General features: G+C 65.0%; 19 protein-coding genes and 1 tRNA gene. 16 read left to right on the top strand and 4 right to left on the bottom strand.

Annotated elements, in window-relative coordinates; all coding sequences use genetic code 11:
* Positions 1 to 108: 108 nt before the first annotated feature.
* On the bottom strand, positions 109 to 1,530 hold the full coding sequence (locus tag LB566_RS16655; RefSeq protein WP_224625187.1) for a coniferyl aldehyde dehydrogenase: 1,422 nt from the start codon (positions 1,528 to 1,530) through the stop codon (positions 109 to 111).
* A gap of 188 nt (positions 1,531 to 1,718) precedes the next feature.
* Here LB566_RS16655 and recQ point away from each other — a divergent pair, with 188 nt between their 5' ends.
* Positions 1,719 to 3,560 (top strand): DNA helicase RecQ, encoded by a 1,842-nt coding sequence (gene recQ / locus LB566_RS16660; protein ID WP_224625188.1) that lies wholly within the window; start codon positions 1,719 to 1,721, stop codon positions 3,558 to 3,560.
* A 108-nt stretch (positions 3,561 to 3,668) separates the two neighbouring features.
* Here recQ and LB566_RS16665 read toward each other — a convergent pair.
* Positions 3,669 to 3,758, bottom strand: a tRNA-Ser gene (locus LB566_RS16665).
* A gap of 574 nt (positions 3,759 to 4,332) precedes the next feature.
* Between LB566_RS16665 and LB566_RS16670 the strand changes: the two genes are divergently transcribed.
* The 4 genes from LB566_RS16670 to LB566_RS16685 all read left to right on the top strand — a co-directional run bounded on the left by LB566_RS16670 (position 4,333) and on the right by LB566_RS16685 (position 6,646).
* Positions 4,333 to 5,001, top strand: a complete 669-nt coding sequence (locus tag LB566_RS16670; RefSeq protein ID WP_140493007.1) for a 50S ribosomal protein L21 — start codon at positions 4,333 to 4,335, stop codon at positions 4,999 to 5,001.
* Positions 5,002 to 5,102: 101 nt separating this feature from the next.
* Entirely contained in the window at positions 5,103 to 5,372 is a 270-nt protein-coding gene (gene rpmA / locus LB566_RS16675; protein WP_140493012.1) for a 50S ribosomal protein L27, read from the top strand.
* Between the two features lie 137 nt (positions 5,373 to 5,509).
* Positions 5,510 to 6,097: a GNAT family N-acetyltransferase gene (locus LB566_RS16680; protein WP_224625189.1), complete on the top strand. Its 588-nt coding sequence runs from the start codon at positions 5,510 to 5,512 to the stop codon at positions 6,095 to 6,097.
* 21 nt (positions 6,098 to 6,118) lie between these two features.
* Positions 6,119 to 6,646 carry a GNAT family N-acetyltransferase gene (locus tag LB566_RS16685; protein WP_224625190.1) on the top strand — a complete coding sequence of 176 codons (528 nt, stop codon included), beginning with the start codon at positions 6,119 to 6,121 and terminating at the stop codon, positions 6,644 to 6,646.
* Between the two features lie 7 nt (positions 6,647 to 6,653).
* On the opposite strand, the gene LB566_RS16690 is transcribed toward LB566_RS16685, so the two are convergent.
* Positions 6,654 to 7,523 (bottom strand): endonuclease/exonuclease/phosphatase family protein, encoded by an 870-nt coding sequence (locus LB566_RS16690; protein ID WP_224625191.1) that lies wholly within the window; start codon positions 7,521 to 7,523, stop codon positions 6,654 to 6,656.
* Positions 7,524 to 7,651: 128 nt separating this feature from the next.
* Between LB566_RS16690 and obgE the strand changes: the two genes are divergently transcribed.
* The 5 genes from obgE (at position 7,652) to LB566_RS16715 (ending at position 13,356) form a co-directional block, all read left to right on the top strand.
* On the top strand, positions 7,652 to 8,683 hold the full coding sequence (obgE, locus tag LB566_RS16695) for a GTPase ObgE (RefSeq protein WP_224625192.1): 1,032 nt from the start codon (positions 7,652 to 7,654) through the stop codon (positions 8,681 to 8,683).
* A 4-nt stretch (positions 8,684 to 8,687) separates the two neighbouring features.
* On the top strand, positions 8,688 to 9,827 hold the full coding sequence (proB, locus tag LB566_RS16700) for a glutamate 5-kinase (protein ID WP_140517608.1): 1,140 nt from the start codon (positions 8,688 to 8,690) through the stop codon (positions 9,825 to 9,827).
* Between the two features lie 3 nt (positions 9,828 to 9,830).
* Positions 9,831 to 11,117 (top strand): glutamate-5-semialdehyde dehydrogenase, encoded by a 1,287-nt coding sequence (locus tag LB566_RS16705; RefSeq protein ID WP_224625193.1) that lies wholly within the window; start codon positions 9,831 to 9,833, stop codon positions 11,115 to 11,117.
* 251 nt (positions 11,118 to 11,368) lie between these two features.
* Positions 11,369 to 11,956 (top strand): nicotinate-nucleotide adenylyltransferase, encoded by a 588-nt coding sequence (locus LB566_RS16710; RefSeq protein WP_140550949.1) that lies wholly within the window; start codon positions 11,369 to 11,371, stop codon positions 11,954 to 11,956.
* A 101-nt stretch (positions 11,957 to 12,057) separates the two neighbouring features.
* Complete coding sequence (locus LB566_RS16715) at positions 12,058 to 13,356, top strand: MFS transporter (protein ID WP_224625194.1); 1,299 nt, start codon at positions 12,058 to 12,060, stop codon at positions 13,354 to 13,356.
* On the opposite strand, the gene LB566_RS16720 is transcribed toward LB566_RS16715, so the two are convergent.
* Complete coding sequence (locus tag LB566_RS16720) at positions 13,357 to 14,208, bottom strand: mechanosensitive ion channel family protein (protein ID WP_224625195.1); 852 nt, start codon at positions 14,206 to 14,208, stop codon at positions 13,357 to 13,359.
* Between the two features lie 241 nt (positions 14,209 to 14,449).
* Here LB566_RS16720 and rsfS point away from each other — a divergent pair, with 241 nt between their 5' ends.
* The 6 genes from rsfS to LB566_RS16750 all read left to right on the top strand — a co-directional run bounded on the left by rsfS (position 14,450) and on the right by LB566_RS16750 (position 20,200).
* Entirely contained in the window at positions 14,450 to 14,827 is a 378-nt protein-coding gene (rsfS, locus tag LB566_RS16725; protein WP_010912111.1) for a ribosome silencing factor, read from the top strand.
* An 84-nt stretch (positions 14,828 to 14,911) separates the two neighbouring features.
* Entirely contained in the window at positions 14,912 to 15,394 is a 483-nt protein-coding gene (gene rlmH, locus LB566_RS16730) for a 23S rRNA (pseudouridine(1915)-N(3))-methyltransferase RlmH (protein WP_140550799.1), read from the top strand.
* A gap of 167 nt (positions 15,395 to 15,561) precedes the next feature.
* Positions 15,562 to 16,944, top strand: coding sequence for a murein hydrolase activator EnvC family protein (locus LB566_RS16735; RefSeq protein WP_224625196.1), 1,383 nt, complete (start codon positions 15,562 to 15,564; stop codon positions 16,942 to 16,944).
* A gap of 1 nt (position 16,945) precedes the next feature.
* Complete coding sequence (locus LB566_RS16740) at positions 16,946 to 18,277, top strand: S41 family peptidase (protein ID WP_181168618.1); 1,332 nt, start codon at positions 16,946 to 16,948, stop codon at positions 18,275 to 18,277.
* Positions 18,278 to 18,472: 195 nt separating this feature from the next.
* Positions 18,473 to 19,648: a divergent polysaccharide deacetylase family protein gene (locus LB566_RS16745; RefSeq protein WP_224625197.1), complete on the top strand. Its 1,176-nt coding sequence runs from the start codon at positions 18,473 to 18,475 to the stop codon at positions 19,646 to 19,648.
* Between the two features lie 30 nt (positions 19,649 to 19,678).
* Positions 19,679 to 20,200, top strand: a complete 522-nt coding sequence (locus LB566_RS16750; RefSeq protein ID WP_224625273.1) for an RNA pyrophosphohydrolase — start codon at positions 19,679 to 19,681, stop codon at positions 20,198 to 20,200.
* The last annotated feature ends 67 nt before the right edge of the window (positions 20,201 to 20,267 follow it).

Raw genomic sequence — 20,267 nt, forward strand, 5'->3', positions numbered from 1 at the left:
AAACGTGGCCGCAGGAGATGGACCCTGCCGCATCATGGTGAAGATAGGCTTAACGCGCGGCCCCATGTGATCGCGCCGGCCACTGACGGGGCAAGAGATGCACGGCGTTCAAGTGATGTGCCTGAGCAGGCCGAAAAGCCGTTCGAAGGTCTTGCCATAGGGCGGACGCAGAAGGCTTCCCGCGCTTAAGCGCGACTGCAGGAAAACCGGCTTCTCCTTGCTGAAGGTGCGAAAGCCCCATTCGCCGTGATAGGCGCCCATGCCGCTGGCGCCGACGCCGCCGAAGGGTTGGTTCTCCTGCACCAGATGCAACATGCAGTCGTTGATGGTGACGCCGCCGGCGATGGTCTCGTGCAGGATGCGTTGCCGGTTGCCGCCGTCTCGCCCGAACCAGTAGAGCGCCAGCGGCCGGTCGGCCCGGTTGACATGGGCGATGGCCTCGTCGATCCCGGCATATTCGAGGATCGGCAGCATCGGCCCGAAAATCTCCTCGCGCATCAGCCGCAGGTTGGAATCGGGCTTGCTCACCAGCGTCGGCGGCAGCTTGCGGCTGTCCGCGCCGAACGCCTCGCCGGCCGGGTTGACCTCGACTATCGTGGCGCCGCTGTCGCGGGCCTCGGCGATCATGTCGCGCAGGCGCCGATGGTGCCGGTCGCTGACGATGGCGGTATAGTCCGGATTGTCGCGCAGGCTGGGGTAGAGCTTCGCCATAGCCGTTGCGAGCTTGGCGGCGACCGTTTCCGCCTGGCCTTGCGGCACCAGCAGATAGTCCGGCGCGATGCAGGTCTGCCCGGCATTGAGGAGCTTGCCATAGGCGACGCTGGCCGCCGCCGCATCGAGGTCGCATGAGGGGTCGAAGATCGCCGGCGACTTGCCGCCGAGTTCCAGCGTGACCGGGGTCAGGTTGGCCGCGGCGGCCAATGCGACCTGGCGGCCGACGGCCGTCGAGCCGGTGAACAGCAGGTGATCGAAAGGCATCGACACGAATGCCTTGCCGACCTCCGCGTCGCCGGTGATGACGCTGAGTTCGTCCGGCGCGAAATGCTCGGCGGCCAGGCGCGCCAGCAGCGCTGAAAAGGCGGGCGTCAATTCGGATGGTTTGACCAGCACGCGATTGCCGGCGGCGAGCGCCGCAATGACCGGCGCGACGGCGAGCTGGAAAGGGTAGTTCCAGGGCGATACGATGCCGACGACGCCGAGCGGCTGCGGGACGAGCCGGTTCCTGCCCGGCAGGAAGGGCAAGGTGGTGGCGACGCGGCGTTGCCGCATCCAGCCTTTCAGGTGGGACAGTGCGTGGCGGATGCCGGCCCGCACCACGAACAGCTCGGCAAGGCGGGTCTCATGAGCCGAGCGGCCGCCGAAGTCGGCATCGATCGCCGCGCAGATGTCGACCTCGTGCTTCTCCGTGAGCGCGAGCAAGCGGGCGAGGCGATCCTTGCGGACATCGAGGCCCGGGAAGGGCTGCGCCTCGAAGGCGGTGCGCTGTAGCTTGAAGCGCTCGCCGAGAGCATCCTGTCTGGTCTGCAGCATCGCTCCCTCCCTGATGGCGCCGAGGCAAGCTTACATCGCGGCGCGTGAGGGAATCCAGCAGGGGTGCTGATGTCGCAGGGGAAGGCAAGAATTGGAGCCGGTGGGCGTGTCACCGGTATCCGCGGATAGCGTTCCGGCGATCTTCGCTTTAAGAACGGTGCCTCAGCCAAACAGGGAACCATTGCGAGATGGCGATATCGACGGCGAGCGTTGCGCCGGATGCACCAGACCCCAAGCGGCGCGTCCTGAAGGATGTGTTCGGCTTCGACGATTTTCGTCCCGGCCAGGCTGACGTCATGGAGGCGCTGCTGGGCGGACGCCATGTGCTGGCGGTCATGCCGACGGGTGCGGGCAAGTCGTTGTGCTACCAGGTTCCGGCACTCGTTCTGGGCGGCCTCACCATCGTCGTCTCGCCGCTGGTGGCGCTGATGCAGGATCAGGTCGCGGCGTTGCGCCTGGCCGGCGTGGCGGCCGATACGATCAACTCCTCGCTCGAGCGCGAGGCCAATGTGGCGGCGTGGCGCCGTGTCGCCTCCGGCCAGACGCGCCTGCTCTATCTCGCGCCGGAGCGGCTGATGACCGAGCGGATGCTCGACGCGCTGGCCAGGCTAGACGTCAGCCTGATCGCCATCGACGAGGCGCACTGCATCTCGCAATGGGGTCCGGCGTTCCGGCGCGAATATGAGGATCTGTCGCGGCTGCGCTCCATTTTCCCGCAAGTGCCGATCATCGCGCTGACGGCGACGGCGGACGAGGCTACCCGCACCGATATCGAAGCGCGTCTGTTCGCCGGGCGCGCCGAAACCCTGGTGCTGGGTTTCGACCGGCCGAACATCAAGCTTGCCCTCGAGGCCAAGCAGGACAGCAAGCGCCAGTTGCTGCGCTTCGTCGGGCGTCACGCGGGCAAGAGCGGCATCGTCTACTGCCTGTCGCGCAAGAAGACCGAGGAGATGGCGGCCTTCCTCGAGAAGAACGGCGTCACCGCGCTCGCCTATCACGCCGGGATGAGCAAGGAAGCGCGTGAGGCGAATCAAAACGCTTTCATGACGCTCTCCGGCGTCGTCATGGTGGCGACCATCGCCTTCGGCATGGGCATCGACAAGCCCGACGTCGCGTATGTCTTCCACACCGACCTGCCGGGCAGCCTGGAAGCCTATTATCAGGAGATCGGCCGCGCCGGCCGCGACGGGCGGGCGGCCGAGGCCCATATGCTTTACGGGCCCGGCGATATCCGCATGCGGCGCCTGTTCATCGACGACGAAGAGTCATCACCTGAACACAAGAGGCGCGGGCATCGCCGGCTCGACACGCTGATCGGCTATTGCGAGACGGCGCAGTGCCGTCGCCAGGTGCTGCTTGGCTATTTCGGCGAAGAAGCGGAACCTTGCGGCAATTGCGACAACTGTCTCGACCAGGCGCCGCGCGCCGATGGCGGAGCGGAGGCGCGGATCATCCTGACGGCCGTCGCGCAGACCGGCGAGCGCTTCGGCGCCGCCCACGTCATCGACATACTGCTCGGCCACGAGACGGAGAAAGTACTGGCGAGAGGCCATCAAACGCTGACCAGTTTCCGGGCCGGCGCGGCGCATAGGAAAACGGTCTGGCTGTCGCTGATCCGGCAACTGGTCGCCGGCGGATTCCTGATGCCGGATCCGGACGGCCATGGCGGCCTCGCCATTTCCGAAAGCGGCCGCGCCCTCGCGCGCGGCGAGGTTGCGTTCCATTATCGCGTCGAGACGCGGGACCCTCTCGCGCGCGGCAGGAAGCGTTCCGGGGAAGGCTCTGCCGCCGGCGCCGAGGGTGTGGATGGATCGCTGCTGGCCGCGCTCAAGGCGCTGCGGCTGCGGCTGGCCAAGGAGCGGCAGGTGCCGGCTTATGTCGTGTTTTCCGACCGCACGCTGATCGACATGGCCGAACGCCGCCCGCACGACCTCGACGCGTTCGCCGAGGTGAATGGCGTGGGAGCGGCGAAGCTTAGGGAATTCGGGGAGATTTTTCTGGGCGCAATCGCGGGACATCAATCCAATTGAGCTGTCGGCGCGCCACGCTCAGGCTACAGCGGGCAAACTGTTGCTCATGTCTCCGGGTTGTACAGTATAAACCGTAACCTATGCGTCCGGGTTGTACTCGATGAAGGATGGCGGAGAGGGAGGGATTCGAACCCCCGATGGGCTTGCACCCATGCCGCATTTCGAGTGCGGTGCATTCGACCACTCTGCCACCTCTCCGCGGTCATGGTCGGCCGTTGCCGGCGCGGCGCACTAGATAACGGCTGAACGGGCAGGTTACAAGGCCAAATCCGCCGGAAACTCAGCTTGCGTCAGAGGCGGGCCCGGAGCGACGCCATCCCGACCGCGATCGACGACGCCGGCCACTTCGCCGGCCACGAATCCGGCCAGGATTTCGAACTCGGGTTAAAGAGGCCTGGGGACGCCAGTCCGGCAGCGCCGGCGACCTCCTAATAGGAATTTTTTCTTGACGGGGTGAAGGCAACTATGGTAGATATCTGGGTATGGTGCTGAGTTGTGCCAGGGACCCGCCGCACAGGCGGGTTTTTCCGTTCAAGACTCCATCAACAGCGCGCCGACGAAAGCTCCGAAGGAACCCGTCAGCCCGGATTCGTTGCCCCGAGAATCTGCCCGTTTGCCTTGACTCGCAACAAACCTTCGGTTAGGGACAGCGCGCAATCGGCGTGGAGGGTTCTTCCGCGCCGCTTGTTTTTTGAACCCGCAGACTGACAAAAAGACGGCCGAACCGCCACAGGCGGTTCATCGAGGCCGACCGAACAGCGAAAGGCAAAAAATGTTCGCAGTCATCAAAACGGGCGGCAAGCAGTATCGCGTCGCCGCCAACGATCTCCTGAAGATCGAAAAAGTCGAAGCCAATGTCGGCGATATCGTCGAGATCGGCCACGTGCTCGCGCATGGCGAGGGCGAGAATGTCACGTTCGGCGCACCGTTCGTCGACGGCGCGGTTGTCACCGCCGAAGTCGTCGAGCAGGGCAAGAACCGCACGGTCATCGCCTTCAAGAAGCGCCGCCGCCAGAATTCGCGCCGCAAGATCGGCCATCGCCAGTTGCTGACCACGGTCCGGATCTCCGAGATCCTGCTGGGCGGCGCCAAGCCGGCCAAGAAGACCGCTGCCAAGGCGGAAGCCAAGGCCGAGGTAGCCGCCGACGCGGCGCCGAAGGAAGCCAAGGCCAAGAAGGACGCCCCGAAGGAAGAGGCCAAGGCCGAGACCGCGGCAGCGCCGCTGTTCAAGGCGCCGAAGGGCGAGCCGGACGATCTGACCGTGATCAAGGGCATCGGCCCGGTCGCCGCAAAGGATCTCAACGAACAGGGCATCATCACCTTCGCGCAGCTCGCCAAGCTGACGGAGAAGGATGTCGCCAAGATCGACGAGAACATGCCGTTCAGCGCCGACCAGATCAAGGACTGGCGCGAGCAGGCCAAGGAACTGGCAAAGAAGTAAGGCGAACCGGCGCGAAACGTCGCCGGATCGGACTTGAAACGGAACGCGAACGCGTTCATAAGACCATTCAAGCGCCCTTGGGGCGCATCGGAGTTAGTTAGATGGCACACAAGAAAGCTGGCGGCTCGTCGCGCAACGGTCGCGACTCGCATTCCAAGCGTCTGGGCGTGAAGAAGTTCGGCGGCGAAGCCGTCATCCCGGGCAACATCATCATCCGTCAACGCGGCACCACCTGGCATCCCGGCGTCAACGTCGGGATGGGTACGGATCACACCCTTTTCGCGCTCGAAGCCGGCGCCGTGACGTTCAACAAAAAAGCCAACGGCCGAACCTACGTATCGGTCAACCCGATTACCAAAGCAGCGGAGTAGCCGGTTCCGCACCACAACACCGGCAGCCCATCTCGGGAACCGGTGTCTGGAAGCCAGAAGGTTTGGCAAAGCCAGGAAAAGGATCAGGGGAGATGGGTTTCCATCTCCCCTTTTTCTTGTGCCTGGAGGACTTTGACATGGTTGCCGAAGCGGAAGACTCAGAAGACGAAAGTTATGCGATCGATTGCCCGGTGCTGGTCACCGAGCGGCTGGTGATGCGGTCTCCGCGCGAAAGCGATATCGCGCAACTGGTCGAGCTCGCCGACAACCGTCATGTGGCCGAGATGCTGGCGCGCATGCCGCATCCCTATGGCGAGGCCGAGGCACGCGCTTTCCTGGCCATGACCAAGTCGCGCCGCGCCGGCATCGCCTATGCGCTGACGCTGGCCGGCACCGAAACCTTCGTCGGCTGCGCCGGATTGAACACCACCGACCGCGGACTGGAGCTCGGCTACTGGATCGGAGAACCCTACTGGAAGCGCGGCTTCGCCACCGAGGCGTCGCACGCCCTGGTCGATCTCGCGTTCCAGCGCACAAGCATCCAGGTGCTGCATGCCTCGACGCGGGTCATCAATCCGGCCTCGCGCCGGGTGATCCACAAATGCGGCTTCCAGTATGCCGGCCAGGGCATGCTCAACTCGATCGTCGCCGGCCAGGTGCCGGTCGAGCGTTACCGGCTCGACCGGAAGACATGGACCAGCCTGCGCAACTGGGTGCATTTCTGATGGATGGCGCCGAGCAAGCCAATGGTCGATGAAAGCAACGATCTTGAAACGATCGCGCCGATAACGCCGGGTGACATCGAAAGCTTTCATCGCGCGCTTGATCTCGTCGCGCGTGAGCGGAAGTACCTGTCCTTCCTCGAGGCGCCACCACTGGATCAAACCCGACGATTCGTGTTGGACCGCATCGCGGGAGGCGATCCAGGTTTCATCGCCGTTGTTCGTGGCGAGGTTGTCGGTTGGTGCGATATCTCACGCCATGACCGGCTCATCCATGCCCATCGCGGCACCCTCGGAATGGGAATTGTCGCCTCCCATCGCGGACGTGGCCTTGGACTGCGGCTTATCAAAGCGACGCTGACGCAGGCACGCAAGGTCGGCTTTGTCCGCGTCGAGCTGTGCGTACATGCCGACAATGCCCGCGCCATCGCTCTCTACGACAAGGTCGGGTTTGTCAGGGAGGGTGTGCAAAGCGACGCTATCTGTATCGACGGACAATATGGCGATACGATCATGATGGCGATCGTCGAACGCGAAAACGCAGCCGGATGAAGAACCGTCAGCCCATTTCGACCCAGACCGGCAGATGGTCAGAGCCGACAGCCTTTCGGTCGACCCACAGGCGCTTCAGCGACCGGGCAAGCGAGGCGCTGGTGAAGATATAGTCGATGCGCTTGTGACGGTCGGTATTGCCGGGGTCCTTGGGGTCGACCCAGCTGACGAGATCGTCGCCGGCGACATTGAGGCGCAGGGCGGCATCCACGGCGAAATCAGCGGTCAGCGGCATGCCGAATTCGTGGTCCGGCCGGCCGGCGAGTTCGACATATTCGGGCGATCCGGCCAGCATGTTGAAGTCGCCCATGCCGACGAAGGCCTCGGGATGCGGCAGTTCCGGCAGGCCGATCTCGGCGACGCCGGACAGCGCGCCGCCTTCAAGCGCATAGTTCAACAGGCGCCGGCGCAGGAACTGGATCTGGCTGGCGCGCTCGACCGGGCTGCGGTGATCGAGATGGATGGAATAGAAGCGGATGAAACCAAGCGGCGTCTCGATCAGCGCCTCCAGCGCGCCGCGCTGGAAGTTCATCATCTCGAAGCTGCGGCTGCGCGGCAGGAGCAGGTTGCGCGAAAGATGAATGGGCGTCTTCGACAGCACCATGTTGCCGAGCTGGAAGGTAGTGGTGATGGCGCGGCCGTTTTCGATGCGCGAGCCGATATTGGCCTCGAAATTGCTGCCGTAGACGGCGAAATAGTCAGGCAGCGCCTCGCCGATCTCGGCGACCATGTCGCGTCCGCCGTTCCTGGGATTGTTGCGTGTGACCTCTTGCAGCGCGATCACGTCGGCCCCGCGCACGGCCTCAGTGATGCGCGCGACATCGTACTGCCCGTCAAGACCGATGCCGTACTGGATGTTGTAGGTTACAAGCTTCATCCGTCATCTCCGGCCAACCCCGCGCGGCCATCGTCATAAAACGGCCTCGCCCTTCGCCGCGCCTTGGTTTAGAGCAAGGCGCAAGGTTTAGAGCAATGCCGCAAGGCCAATAAAGAAACTGCTGTCCGATGAAATTTCTCGATCAAGCCAAGGTCTATGTCCGCTCCGGCGACGGGGGCGCCGGTTCGGTGTCGTTCCGGCGCGAGAAATTCATCGAGTTCGGTGGACCGGACGGCGGCGATGGCGGACGCGGCGGCGACGTCTGGCTGGAAGCGGTCGACGGGCTGAACACGCTGATCGACTACCGCTACCAGCAGCATTTCAAGGCCAAGACCGGCACCCATGGCATGGGCCGCAACATGACCGGCGCCAAGGGTGCCGACGTCACGCTGGAAGTGCCGGCTGGAACGCAGGTGTTCGAAGAGGACAACGAGACGCTGATCTGCGATCTCACCGTGGTCGGCCAGCGCTTCCTGCTGGCCAAGGGCGGCAATGGCGGCTTCGGCAACCAGCATTTCAAGACCTCGACCAACCAGGCGCCGCGCCGCGCCAATCCGGGTCAGCCCGGCGAGGAGCTCAACATCTGGCTCAGGCTGAAGCTGATCGCCGATGCCGGGCTGGTCGGGCTGCCCAATGCCGGCAAATCGACCTTTCTCGCCGCCGTCACCGCCGCCAAGCCGAAGATCGCCGATTATCCCTTCACCACGCTGCATCCAGGCCTGGGGGTGGCGCGCATCGATGCGCGTGAATTCGTCATCGCCGACATTCCCGGCCTCATCGAGGGCGCGCATGAGGGCGTCGGCATTGGCGACCGTTTCCTTGGCCATGTCGAGCGCACGCGCGTGCTGTTGCACCTGGTGTCGGCACAGGAGGAGAACCCCGGCAAGGCCTACAAGACGGTGCGCGCCGAGCTCGAAGCCTATGGCCACGGCCTGACCGACAAGGCCGAGATATTGGCCCTTTCACAGGTCGATACGCTCGATGCGGATGAGCGCAAGAAAAAAATCGCCTCGCTGAAGCGCGCCGCCGGCCGCGCGCCGATGCTGCTGTCGGCCGTCACCGGCGAAGGTGTCGAGGCGGTGCAGCGCGCGCTGATGGCGGTGATCGCGGAGGCCCGCGCGCAGATCGCCGCCCCGATCGAGACGCGCTGGGAAAAGTAAGGCCATGCAGTCGCTGAAGAAATACCGGCGCATCACCGTCAAGATCGGTTCGGCGCTTCTGGTGGACCGCACGGCCGGGCTGAAGCGCGACTGGCTGGCCTCGCTGGCCGACGACATCGCCGTGCTGGCTCAGGGCGGTGCGGAAATCCTGGTCGTGTCGTCGGGCGCCATCGCGCTTGGCCGTACCATTCTCGACCTCGGAAAAAGGGCGCTGAAGCTCGAGGAGAGCCAGGCGGCGGCCGCCGTCGGGCAGATCGCGCTGGCCGGCGCCTGGTCGGATGCGCTCGGCAAGGGCGGGCTGAAATCGGGCCAGATCCTGCTCACGCTTGGCGACACCGAGGAGCGCCGCCGCTACCTCAACGCCCGGGCGACGATCTCGACGCTGTTGAAGATGAAGGCGGTGCCCGTCATCAACGAGAACGACACCGTGGCGACCTCCGAGATCCGCTATGGCGACAATGACCGGCTGGCGGCGCGGGTGGCAACGATGATGGGCGCCGACCTTTTGGTGCTGCTCTCCGATATCGACGGGCTCTACACCGCGCCGCCGGCGCGTGACCCGGAGGCCAAATTCGTCGCGGTGGTCGACCGCATCACGCCTGAAATCGAGGCGATGGCGGGCGCCGCGGCTTCCGAACTGTCGCGCGGCGGCATGCGCACGAAGCTCGACGCCGGCAAGATCGCCACCGCGGCCGGCACCGCCATGATCATTACCGCCGGCACGCGGCTTTCGCCGCTGATGGCGATCGAGCGCGGCGAGCGCGCCACCTTCTTCCGGCCGAGCGCCAACCCCGTGAAAGGCTACAAGAGCTGGATCGCCGGCCAGCTCGAACCGGCGGGAAGGCTCACCGTCGATGCCGGCGCCGTCGGGGCGCTGACATCGGGCAAGTCGCTGCTGCCGGCCGGCGTCAAGCTGGTCAGCGGCAATTTCTCGCGCGGCGATACGGTGGCGATCCTGTCGCCCGAGGGCCGCGAGATCGCCCGCGGGCTGGTTGCCTACGATGCCGCGGATGCCGTAAGGATCGCAGGCCTGAAGACGACCGAAATCGAGACCGTGCTCGGCTACGAGGCGCGTTCGGCGATGATCCACCGCGACGACCTTGTGGTCAGCCTCGCGGGCGACCAAGTAACGAGCGGAGGATGAGCCATGCTGAAGCTGCATGAAAAATCCCGGAACGATACAGTGGCGACAATGGCCGACCTCGGCCGTCGTGCCCGCGCCGCCGCACGACCGCTGGCCATCGCCACGACAGCCGCCAAGAACGCGGCACTGGCCGCCATGGCGGAGGCGATCATCGCCCACGAGCGAGCCATGCTCGACGCCAACGCCATCGACATCGCGAACGGTCATGAAGCCGGACTGTCGGGGTCTTCCATGGACCGGCTGAAGCTCAATCCCGCCCGCATCCGCGCCATGGCCGAAGGCATTCGCGAGATTGCCGAACTCGGCGATCCCGTCGGCGACGTGATCGCCAGTTGGGAGCGGCCGAACGGCCTCAGGATCGAACGCGTGCGCACGCCGCTCGGCGTCATCGGCGTCATCTACGAGAGCCGCCCGAACGTCACGGCGGATGCCGGCGCGCTCTGCCTCAAGGCCGGCAACCCGGTGATCCTGCGCGGCGGCTCGGATTCGCTGAACTCGTCGTCGGTGATCCACGCCTGCCTGGTCGACGGCTTGAAGGCAGCCGGCCTGCCGCAGGACGCCATCCAGCTTGTGCCGACCACCGACCGCGCCGCCGTCGGCGAAATGCTGAAAGGCCTCGGCGGCAATCTCGACGTCATCATCCCGCGTGGCGGCAAGAGCCTGGTCGAGCGGGTGCAGACCGAGGCGCGGGTGCCGGTCTTCGCGCATCTGGAAGGCATCTGCCATCTCTATGTCGACCGCTCGGCCAAGCTCGACATGGCGGTCGGCATCGCCGTCAACGCCAAGATGCGGCGCACCGGCGTCTGCGGCGCGGCCGAAACGCTGCTGGTCGACCGTGCGGTTGCCTCCACCCACCTGGTGCCGATCCTCGACGCCTTGCGTGCCGCCGGCTGCGAGATCCATGCCGATGCCGAGGTGCTGAAGCTGTTCTTCGATGCCAAGCCGGCGACCGATGCCGACTGGGTCACCGAATATCTGGACGCCGTCATCGCGGTGAAGCTGGTCGACGGCGTCGACGGCGCGATCGAGCATATCGAGACTTTCTCCTCACACCATACCGAGGCGATCGTCGCCGAGGATGCGCAAGCGGTGGAACGGTTCTTCAACGAGATCGACTCGGCGATCCTGTTGCACAACGCCTCGACACAGTTCGCCGATGGCGGCGAGTTCGGCATGGGCGCCGAGATCGGCATCGCCACCGGCAAGATGCACGCGCGCGGGCCCGTTGGCGTCGAGCAGCTGACCTCGTTCAAATACCGCGTGCGCGGCTCGGGACAGGTGAGGCCTTGACGTTTTTCGCCGTTAGAGTCTGAGAGGCGTGTGCGCGCGGACCCCCCTCTGCCCTGCCGGGCATCTCCCCCTCAAGGGGGGAGATCGGCTGTTGTTTCTGATTTCGCCAATCGCTGTCGTCGCAGAATTTCTGCAGTCGGTGACGTTGCCAATCTCCCCCCTTGAGGGGGAGATGTCCGGCAGGACAGAGGGGGGCACCTAGCACCATGCTTTCCCCGTCTGAGCAACCTATCCCGTCCAGCTACCTCAAAATGCCGCATGCCGGCAAAGGCCTTGCCGTCGGCCTGTTCGGCGGCTCGTTCAATCCGCCGCATGCCGGCCACGCGCTCGTCGCCGAGATCGCGCTCAGGCGTCTGGCTCTCGATCAGCTGTGGTGGATGGTCACCCCGGGCAATCCGCTGAAGAACACGCACGAGCTGGCGCCGCTGGCCGAACGGCTGCGCCTGTCCGAACGGATTGCCAAGAACCCGAAGATCAAGGTCACCGCCTTCGAAGCGGCGCATCATGTGCGCTACACCGCCGACGCGCTGGCGCTGGTCAAGGCGCGCAATCCCGGCGTCGACTTCGTCTGGATCATGGGCGCCGACTCATTGCGCGATTTCCACCGCTGGCAGCGCTGGCGCGAAATCGTCATGACCTTCCCGATCGCGGTCATCGACCGTCCGGGTGCGACGCTGTCGTTCCTGTCGTCGGTCGTGGCCAAGACCTTCGACTATGCCCGCGTCGACGAAGGCGATGCGCCAAGGCTCGCGCGCATGAAAGCGCCCGCTTGGACCTTCATCCACGGCCCACGCTCGTCGCTATCGTCGACGGCTATCCGCAAGCAGGCCAAAGGCTGATCGGCACGCACGGCGCCCTTTCTTCGCAAGGAAGAAGGCAAGTCCGGCAATGTCGCTTTTACGGCGGCCTTTCGTCATCGAATGGATGATCTTGCGCTGACATGACCACTCTCGTGAAAAACCAGATCGAAGCGGAATCGAGGCACGGCGACACGCCCACGCCGCTGATCGCGATTGCCAGCGTCGTGGTGTCGATGGCGCTGATCGCCATCGGCAACGGGCTGATGTTCGCCTACATTCCTGTCCGACTCGGGGTGGAAGGCTTCGATCCGACCTGGGCCGGTCTGATCGTCACCGGCCTGTCGGCCGGCGGCCTCGCAGGCTGCATCCTGACCGGGCCGCTGGTGCGCAGGGTTGGCCATGCCCGCGCCTTCATGGTGCTGTCGGCGCTGATCGCGCTGTCGAATGCCGCAATCGGCGCCGGCCCGCACCCCCTGTCGTGGATCGCGGCGCGCGCTCTCTACGGCTTTGCCATATGCGGGCTTTTCATCGTCGCGCAGAGCTGGCTCAACGATGCCGTCGCCAACGCCATACGCGGCAGGGTAATGGCCGTCTTCTACGTCGCCTATGTCGGCGGGCTCGGCATCGGCTATGCGACGCTGGCGCTGGTCGACATCAGGACGGCGGGTGCATCGTTGATCGGCATAGCCTTCACCGCGCTATCCATCCTGCCCGTCGGGATGACCCGGCTGGCCCAGCCGCCGGCGCCGCAGGCGGCATCGGTGGCGCTGCGCCGGGCCTGGCGGATTTCGCCGGTCGGCGTCGCCGGCATGCTGGCGGTCGGTGGCCTGTCCATGTCGATTTCCGGCTTCGCGCCGATCCACGCCACCGCGAAAGGGTACAGCCAGGCCGACGTGGCGCTGTTGCTGTCGGTGATGCCGCTCGGCACGCTGATCCTGCAGGTTCCGCTCGGCTGGATTTCCGACCGCACCGATCGCCGCTATGTGCTGGTAGCGGCGTCCGCGATCGCCGCGGCGGCAGGGATGTTCGCGCTCGGCTTCGACGGCGGTACGCTGGCACTGCTGCTGGTGGTCTATGTGATGTGGGACGGCGCCTCGGAATCGATCTACTCGTTGGCCAGTGCGCATGCCGCCGACCGCGCCGGCAAGGACGACATGGTGGCGCTGTCGAGTTCGCTGTTGTTTGCCTGGTCGCTGTCCGGCTTCATCGTGCCGGGCATAGTGACCGCGCTGTCGGCCGTCTTCGGCACGCAGGCCTTCATCTATGTGACTGTGGTCATCGCCTGCGTCTTCTGCCTGTTCGTGCTTTTGCGCGTGTTCACCACGCGGCCGGTGCCGGCAACCGAAACCGGCAGCTTCGCGCCGATGACGGCGCAGGCGCCACTGCCGGTGGAACTCGCCTTCGCGCCGGACGAACAGCACCGGCACAGGGGCGATTGACTATTGCCGGCGGGTTTCCGGTGCCGGGGCCTGCGGTGGCGGCAGCGGGATCGATATGCGTTCGCGGTCGAACTCCTGCTTGGCCCGCTTGGTGAGATCGGCCTGGGCGGCGAAGAAATCCGCCGATGATGTCCAATAGCGCAAGGTGATCGAGACGGTGCTTTCGCCCAATGCCGCGACAAAGGCGGTCGGCGCCGGCTCACGCTTGATGCGGCGCTCGGCGGCGGCGATCGCAAGCAGCGTCTTCTGGGCGCGGTCGATGTCGTTCCAGGAACCGATCGAGAGCGTGATGTCGCCGCGCCGCACGCCGTTGCGCGAAAAATTGCGCACCGGCTGGTTCCACAGCGTCGAGTTGGGCGCCAGGATGTAGACGCCTTCGGCTGTCCGGAGCTTGGTGGCGAAGAGGCCGATTTCCTCGACCGAGCCGGCAATGGACCCGACTTCGACGGATTCGCCGATGCGGAACGGCCGCAATGCCAAAAGCATGATGCCGGCGGCGATGTTCTGCAGCGTGCCTTGCAGCGCCAGGCCGATGGCCAGGCCGATGGCGCCGATCGCGGCGATGATCGAGGCCGTCTGCACGCCGAACTGGCCGAGCACCATGATGACGACGAGGACGAGGATGGCGTAGCGGACGATCTTGGAAAAGAAGTGCCGCAGCGTCTGGTCAAAGCCATGGATGTGGCCCAGGCCGGCAAAAATCGAACGCTCGGCAAAGCCGGCGACGATGTAGCCGACAACCAGAAGGATGACGGCGCCGACCGCCGAGAGGGAATAGGAGACAATGAGTGCGCTGAGTTGAGAGAGCCCCGCCTGCACGGTAAGGAGGGCATTTTGCGGGTCGATCGGCATAATGGGATTCCGGTTGATCAATCAGCCGATAACCGCTGCGGAACGCCTGGGTTCCGATCTTTTGCGTGTCGCGCGGAACAAGCGGGGGCTCAATGAGTTCGCATGGAAGCGGGGCTCCGTCTTGAAACTGCAACGGAACTCTGCCTATCTAAGCGGTGTCACCTGCTTTCAGGGTGATTTGGTTGTTCTTGCTGCGAAAGGAAATACACTGAGAACAGCACTGCGGAAGAAGGCCGACATTGTGCCTTCGCCGGCCGGGATCAGCGTAAACGACGCCGTGTCCCGCGCCATCAACACAGTCCTTGCCAGTCTGGAAGACTCCAAGGCCGAAAACATCGTCTCAATCGACATTCAGGGAAAATCGAGCCTCGGCGACTACATGGTCGTCGCGTCGGGCCGATCACACCGCCATGTCTCGGCTGTTGCCGACCATCTCCTCAAGGCGTTGAAGGATGCCGGCCTCGGCACGGCGCGCGTCGAGGGGCTGTCCGGCGCCGACTGGGTCCTGATCGATTCAGGCGACATCATCGTCCATGTCTTCCGCCCCGAAGTCCGCGAATTCTACAATCTCGAAAAGATGTGGCAGGCGCCGGACCTCGAGGAAGAGACCCTGCACTGAGCCGGTTGGTTCGGATGCGTGCCGTGGTTCCAGGCCTATTGACGATTTTCGGGCGACACGCATCGGCGGCCCTCTGAGGCGAGGATGAAGATTACCGTTCATGCCGTGGGCCGGATGAAAAGCGGCCCCGAGAGAGAACTCGCCGACCGCTATTTCGAGCGTTTCTCCAAGAGCGGCCCGGCTGTCGGCCTCGAATTCTCCGGCATCGCCGAGATCACCGAAGGCCGCGCCCAGAACGCCGATGAACGTCGGCGCGATGAAGGCGCAAGGCTGCAGGCGCAGTTGCAGCCCGGCTCGGCGCTGGTCCTGCTCGACGAGCGCGGCAAGAACCTGTCCTCGGAAGAGTTCGCCGGCCGCATCGGGCAGTTGCGCGACGCCGGTCGCAAGGCGCTGGCGCTGGCCATAGGCGGCGCCGACGGCCACGATCCATCGCTGCGCGCCCAGGCCGAGCTGGTGATGTCTTTCGGTGCGCTGACATGGCCGCACCAATTGGTGCGGGTGATGCTGGCAGAGCAGCTTTACAGGGTCTCGACGATCCTGTCCGGCCACCCCTATCACAGAGCCTGAAGGTCGCATCGCACCGAATTCCGCCCCAATGCCGCGCAAGATCACGGCTTTGGGCCGGCTTTTCCTGTTTTGTTAACCGGTGTGCGAAACCGCTGCACAGTTTTGGGCGATGCGCATTAATATGGTTGATGGTTCGTTAACGAAGCCGCAGATAGAGTCCATCCCGCATGGCTGAAGGCTGGAAATCGACGACGGGCTCATCGACAGCGGGCTCCTGGCGCGCGCGCTGCGGCATCGCGGCGGCGGCAGTCATCTTGTCGTTCAATGCCGTGTGGGCCGAGAACACGCTCGACATGGCCCCCGATCCGGACCAGAGCCGCGCCGAATACGAACAGATCTCCAAGGAGATAAGCCTATCGTCCGAACGATTGGCCAAGCTCGCCGCCGACATTGCCGCGGTCAAGAAGGACCACGCTTCGATCACCGCCGCGCTGATCCAGTCGGCGATGACCGAGCAGAAGCTTGGGCAGGACATCGAGGACATCGGCGCCAAGCTGGAAGGGCTGAAGACCCAGCAGCAGAAGATCCGCGCCTCGTTGATGGCGCGGCGCGACGTGCTGGCGGAGGTGCTGGGCGCATTGCAGCGCATGGGGCTGAACCCGCCGCCGGCGATCCTGGTCAAGCCGGAGGACGCGCTGTCGTCGGTGCGCAGCGCCATTTTGCTTGGCGCCGTGGTGCCTGAATTGCGCCAGCAGACCGACAGGCTCCTGGCCGACCTCAAGGAGCAGACGAGGGTGACGGCCTCGATCGAGGCCGAGCGGGCACGGCTGACGGCGGCGGTCGGCGAGCAGACGGCGGAGAAGAAGCGGCTCGGCATGCTGCTGGAAGCCAAGCAGAAGCTCGAAGCCGACACGCAGGCGCAGTTGTCGGCCGAGCGACAGCATTCCGAGACGCTTGCGGCCAAGGCCAGCAGCCTGAAGGAGTTGATCGCTTCGCTCGAAGCGCAGGCCGAGCGCAACCGCAAGGCCGCGGAGGCCGCAAAGGCTGCGGATGCCGCGAAGGCTGCGGATGCCGGCCGAGCCGGCGGCGACAAGGCAGGCGGGGATAAGGCGGGCGGCGATCTGACGGCGTCGCTGCCGCTTCCCGAGGCCAACCGGCTTGCCGCGGCGGCACCCTTCTCGGCGCTGCAAGGACAGATCGCGCTGCCGGTCATCGGCCGCATCAAACGCCGGTTCGGCGCCGAAGACGGTAACGGCGCGGTGATGCTTGGGGACATGGTTGCGACACAATCGGGCGCCATCGTCACCGCACCGGCGGATGGGAATGTGCTTTATGCGGGGCCGTTTCGCTCCTACGGTCAACTCTTGATCCTGAATGCCGGCGACGGTTATCATGTCGTCCTGGCGGGGATGAGCAGAATCAGCGTCGCCACCGGCCAATCAGTGCTCGCAGGAGAGCCGGTCGGTGCGATGGGAGAGGCCCGGGTGGCAAGCACCTCGGCTTCGAAGAATGGAAATGCCACGCCGGAGCTCTATGTCGAGTTCCGCAAGGATGGAAAACCCGTCGATCCGGCCCCATGGTGGGCGGACCGTTTTTCTGGAAGGACGTGAAATGATGCGGAAACTGTCGCTTCTGTTTGCCGGTGCGCTGATGGGCGCGTCCGCCATGAGCCTGGTCTATGGCGCGCCCGGCTCGGCAGCGAACGCTGCGGGGTCGGAGACCTACAAGCAACTGGCGATCTTCGGCGATATCTTCGAGCGGGTGCGGGCGCAGTATGTGACGCCGCCCGACGACAAGTCGCTGGTCGAGAACGCCATCAACGGCATGCTTGCCTCGCTCGACCCCCACTCCTCCTACATGAACGCCGAGCAGGCGCAGGACATGCGCGTGCAGACCAAGGGTGAGTTCGGCGGCCTCGGCATCGAGGTCACCATGGAGAACGACCTGGTCAAGGTGATCACGCCGATCGACGATACGCCGGCCGCCAAGGCGGGTGTGCTGGCCGGCGATTATATCGCCAAGATCGACGGTGAGGAGGTTCGTGGCCTGACGCTGAACGACGCGGTCGACAAGATGCGCGGCCTGGTCAACACGCCGATCAAGCTCACCATCCTGCGCCAGGGCGCCGACAAGCCGATCGAGCTGACGGTGGTGCGCGACATCATCAAGGTCAAGGCGGTCAAGTTCCGGGTCGAGAACGACATCGGCTACATGAAGATCACCTCCTTCACCGAAAAGACCTATGACGACCTCGAGAATGCCATCGACACCATCAAGAAGCAGGTGCCGAACGACAAGCTCAAGGGCTATGTGCTCGACCTGCGCCTCAATCCCGGCGGTCTGCTCGACCAGGCGGTAAGCGTATCGGACGCCTTCCTCAACCGCGGCGAGATCGTGTCGACGCGCGGTCGCGATCCGAAGGATGTCACCCGCTTCGACGCCAAGTCCAAGCAGGTCGACGATATCGGCGGCAAGCCGCTGATCGTGCTGGTCAATGGCGGATCGGCCAGTGCGTCCGAAATCGTCGCCGGCGCGCTGCAAGACCTGCGCCGCGCCACGGTGGTCGGCACGCAGTCCTTCGGCAAGGGCTCGGTGCAGACCATCATCCCGCTTGGCGAGAATGGCGCGCTCAGGCTGACGACGGCGCTCTATTACACGCCGTCCGGCAAGTCGATCCAGGGCAAGGGCATCACGCCCGACATCAAGGTCGACCAGCCGCTGCCGCCGGAACTGCAGGGCAGGGACCTGACGCGCGGCGAATCCGATCTCAAGGGCCACATCAAGGGTGCCGACGAGAGTTCGACCGGTTCGGGCTCGGCAGCCTATGTGCCGCCGGATCCGAAGGACGACCTCCAGCTCATCTATGCCGAGCAGCTGCTGCGCGGCCAGAAGACCGATCCGTCCTTCCCGCCCAATCCGCAGAAGGCCGTCCTCAACCAGTAACAGGTGGCGGCCAACAACGGGTCTGGCCGCCCGATGGAAGCAATGCGATGCTGCCGGGACCGAAAGGTTCCGGCAGTTTGATTCGGGGGCAAGGCGAATCCCTCGCTGCAGGGCGCCAGGGTGCGCCGGGATGAAGAATTCGCGCATGTCTTCGAAAGGGTTCCATGTTCGAAGCCATGCGGACGGGGACAGGGCTTGGCTGATATCGGCAAGGACATCGAACGACCGCTCGGGCTGACTGTCCGTCCGCCGCGCACCGCCGGCAAGGTCAGCGCGGGTGCGCTCGTGGCTGCGTTCGTCGTGCTGGCGATTGTCGGCGTCTCCGGCGCGATCGCGCTCAGGGACAAGCCATTCCGCAAGCCCCAGGAAGTCGCCGTTTCGACCCCGAAGATGGTACCGGAGCCGACCGCTGCGCCGTCCGCTTTGGCGCCGGTCACGACGCCAAAGGCGGAAATGCCGGCCAAGGCTGGAGGCCCGCAGATCATCCATGTGCAGACGGAGGAAGGCGATGGTCCGCCCAAGGCGGCAATCGTCATCCGTGATCCGTCGACCATCGGCCAGAACCTGAAGATCGCGCATATTCCCGACAGGGCGCTGATCGAGGCCAGCGATGCCGGCCCCTTGCCGATGCGCGCCGCAGACGGAAGGCGGCCGTTCGATGTCTATGCGCGGCCATGGTCTGGCGCGCGCGGCGCCCGCGTGGCGATCGTCATCGGCGGGCTCGCTGTTTCACAGACCGGCACCCAGGCGGCCATCGCCAAGCTGCCGGCGGAAGTGACGCTGGCCTTCGCGCCGCAAGGCAACAGTATCGGCCGCTGGATGCAGGCCGCCCGGCAGAGCGGCCATGAGATCGTCATGCAGGTGCCGCTCGAACCTTTCGACTATCCCAACGTCAACCCCGGGCGCAACACGCTGACGGTGGCGGCGAGCGCGGAAGAGAACCTGAAGAGCCTGCGCTGGGCGCTGTCGCGGACGACGAATTATACCGGCGTCATGAACTATATGGGCGCGCGGTTCTCCGCCGACCCGGCGGCCATGGAGCCGTTCATGGCCGAGCTCGGCAAGCGCGGGCTCGCCTATATCGACGACGGCTCGTCGGCGCGAAGCCTGGCGCCGGATCTGGCGCTGAAGGACGGCGTGCCCTTCGTCGCCGGAGACACGGCGATCGACGCCCTGCAGGATCGCGGCGCAATCCTGAAGAAACTGGACAGCCTGGAGGCGACCGCCCGTGCCAAGGGCACCGCCGTCGGCATCGGGTCGGCTTTCGACCTGACGGTCGACACGGTGTCGTCATGGGCGGCCGAGGCCAAGAAACGCGGCATCGAGATCGTGCCGATTTCAGCGGTGGCGATCGATCCGCAAAAGGGCTAGCCACCGGGAAACAGCTTGAAAGACTGAATGATGCCGAAGACGAAGAAGGTCGACCGCGAGACGCTGCCCTACCGTCCCTGTGTCGGGCTGATGATCCTCAACGCCGAGGGCCTGGTCTGGGTCGGCCATCGCATCGCCGAGCCGGACAGCGAGTTCGCCGGCACCACGCAGCTCTGGCAGATGCCGCAAGGCGGCATCGACAAGGGCGAGGAGCCGCTACAGGCGGCGCAGCGGGAGCTCTATGAGGAGACCGGCATGCGCAGCGTCTCGCTGCTCGCCGAGGCGCCGGATTGGATCAACTATGATCTGCCGGACAACCTCGTCGGCGTCGCCTTCAAGGGGCGCTATCGGGGTCAGACGCAGCGATGGTTCGCCTTCCGCTTCCATGGCGATACCAGCGAGATCCAGATCAATCCGCCGCCGGGCGGCCACACCGCCGAATTCGACAAATGGTCGTGGCGGCCGATGCAGGATCTGCCCGGCCTGATCGTGCCGTTCAAGCGCAAGGTCTATGAAGACGTGGTGACGGCGTTCCGTCACCTTGTGCCATAGCTGGACGGGCCGCGGCCGCAGTTCAAACGCCCGCGGTTGCCGCGCCGGTTCGACCGTCATATTGATA

This window comes from Mesorhizobium sp. CA13, from assembly GCF_020165235.1.
Taxonomy (GTDB): domain Bacteria; phylum Pseudomonadota; class Alphaproteobacteria; order Rhizobiales; family Rhizobiaceae; genus Mesorhizobium.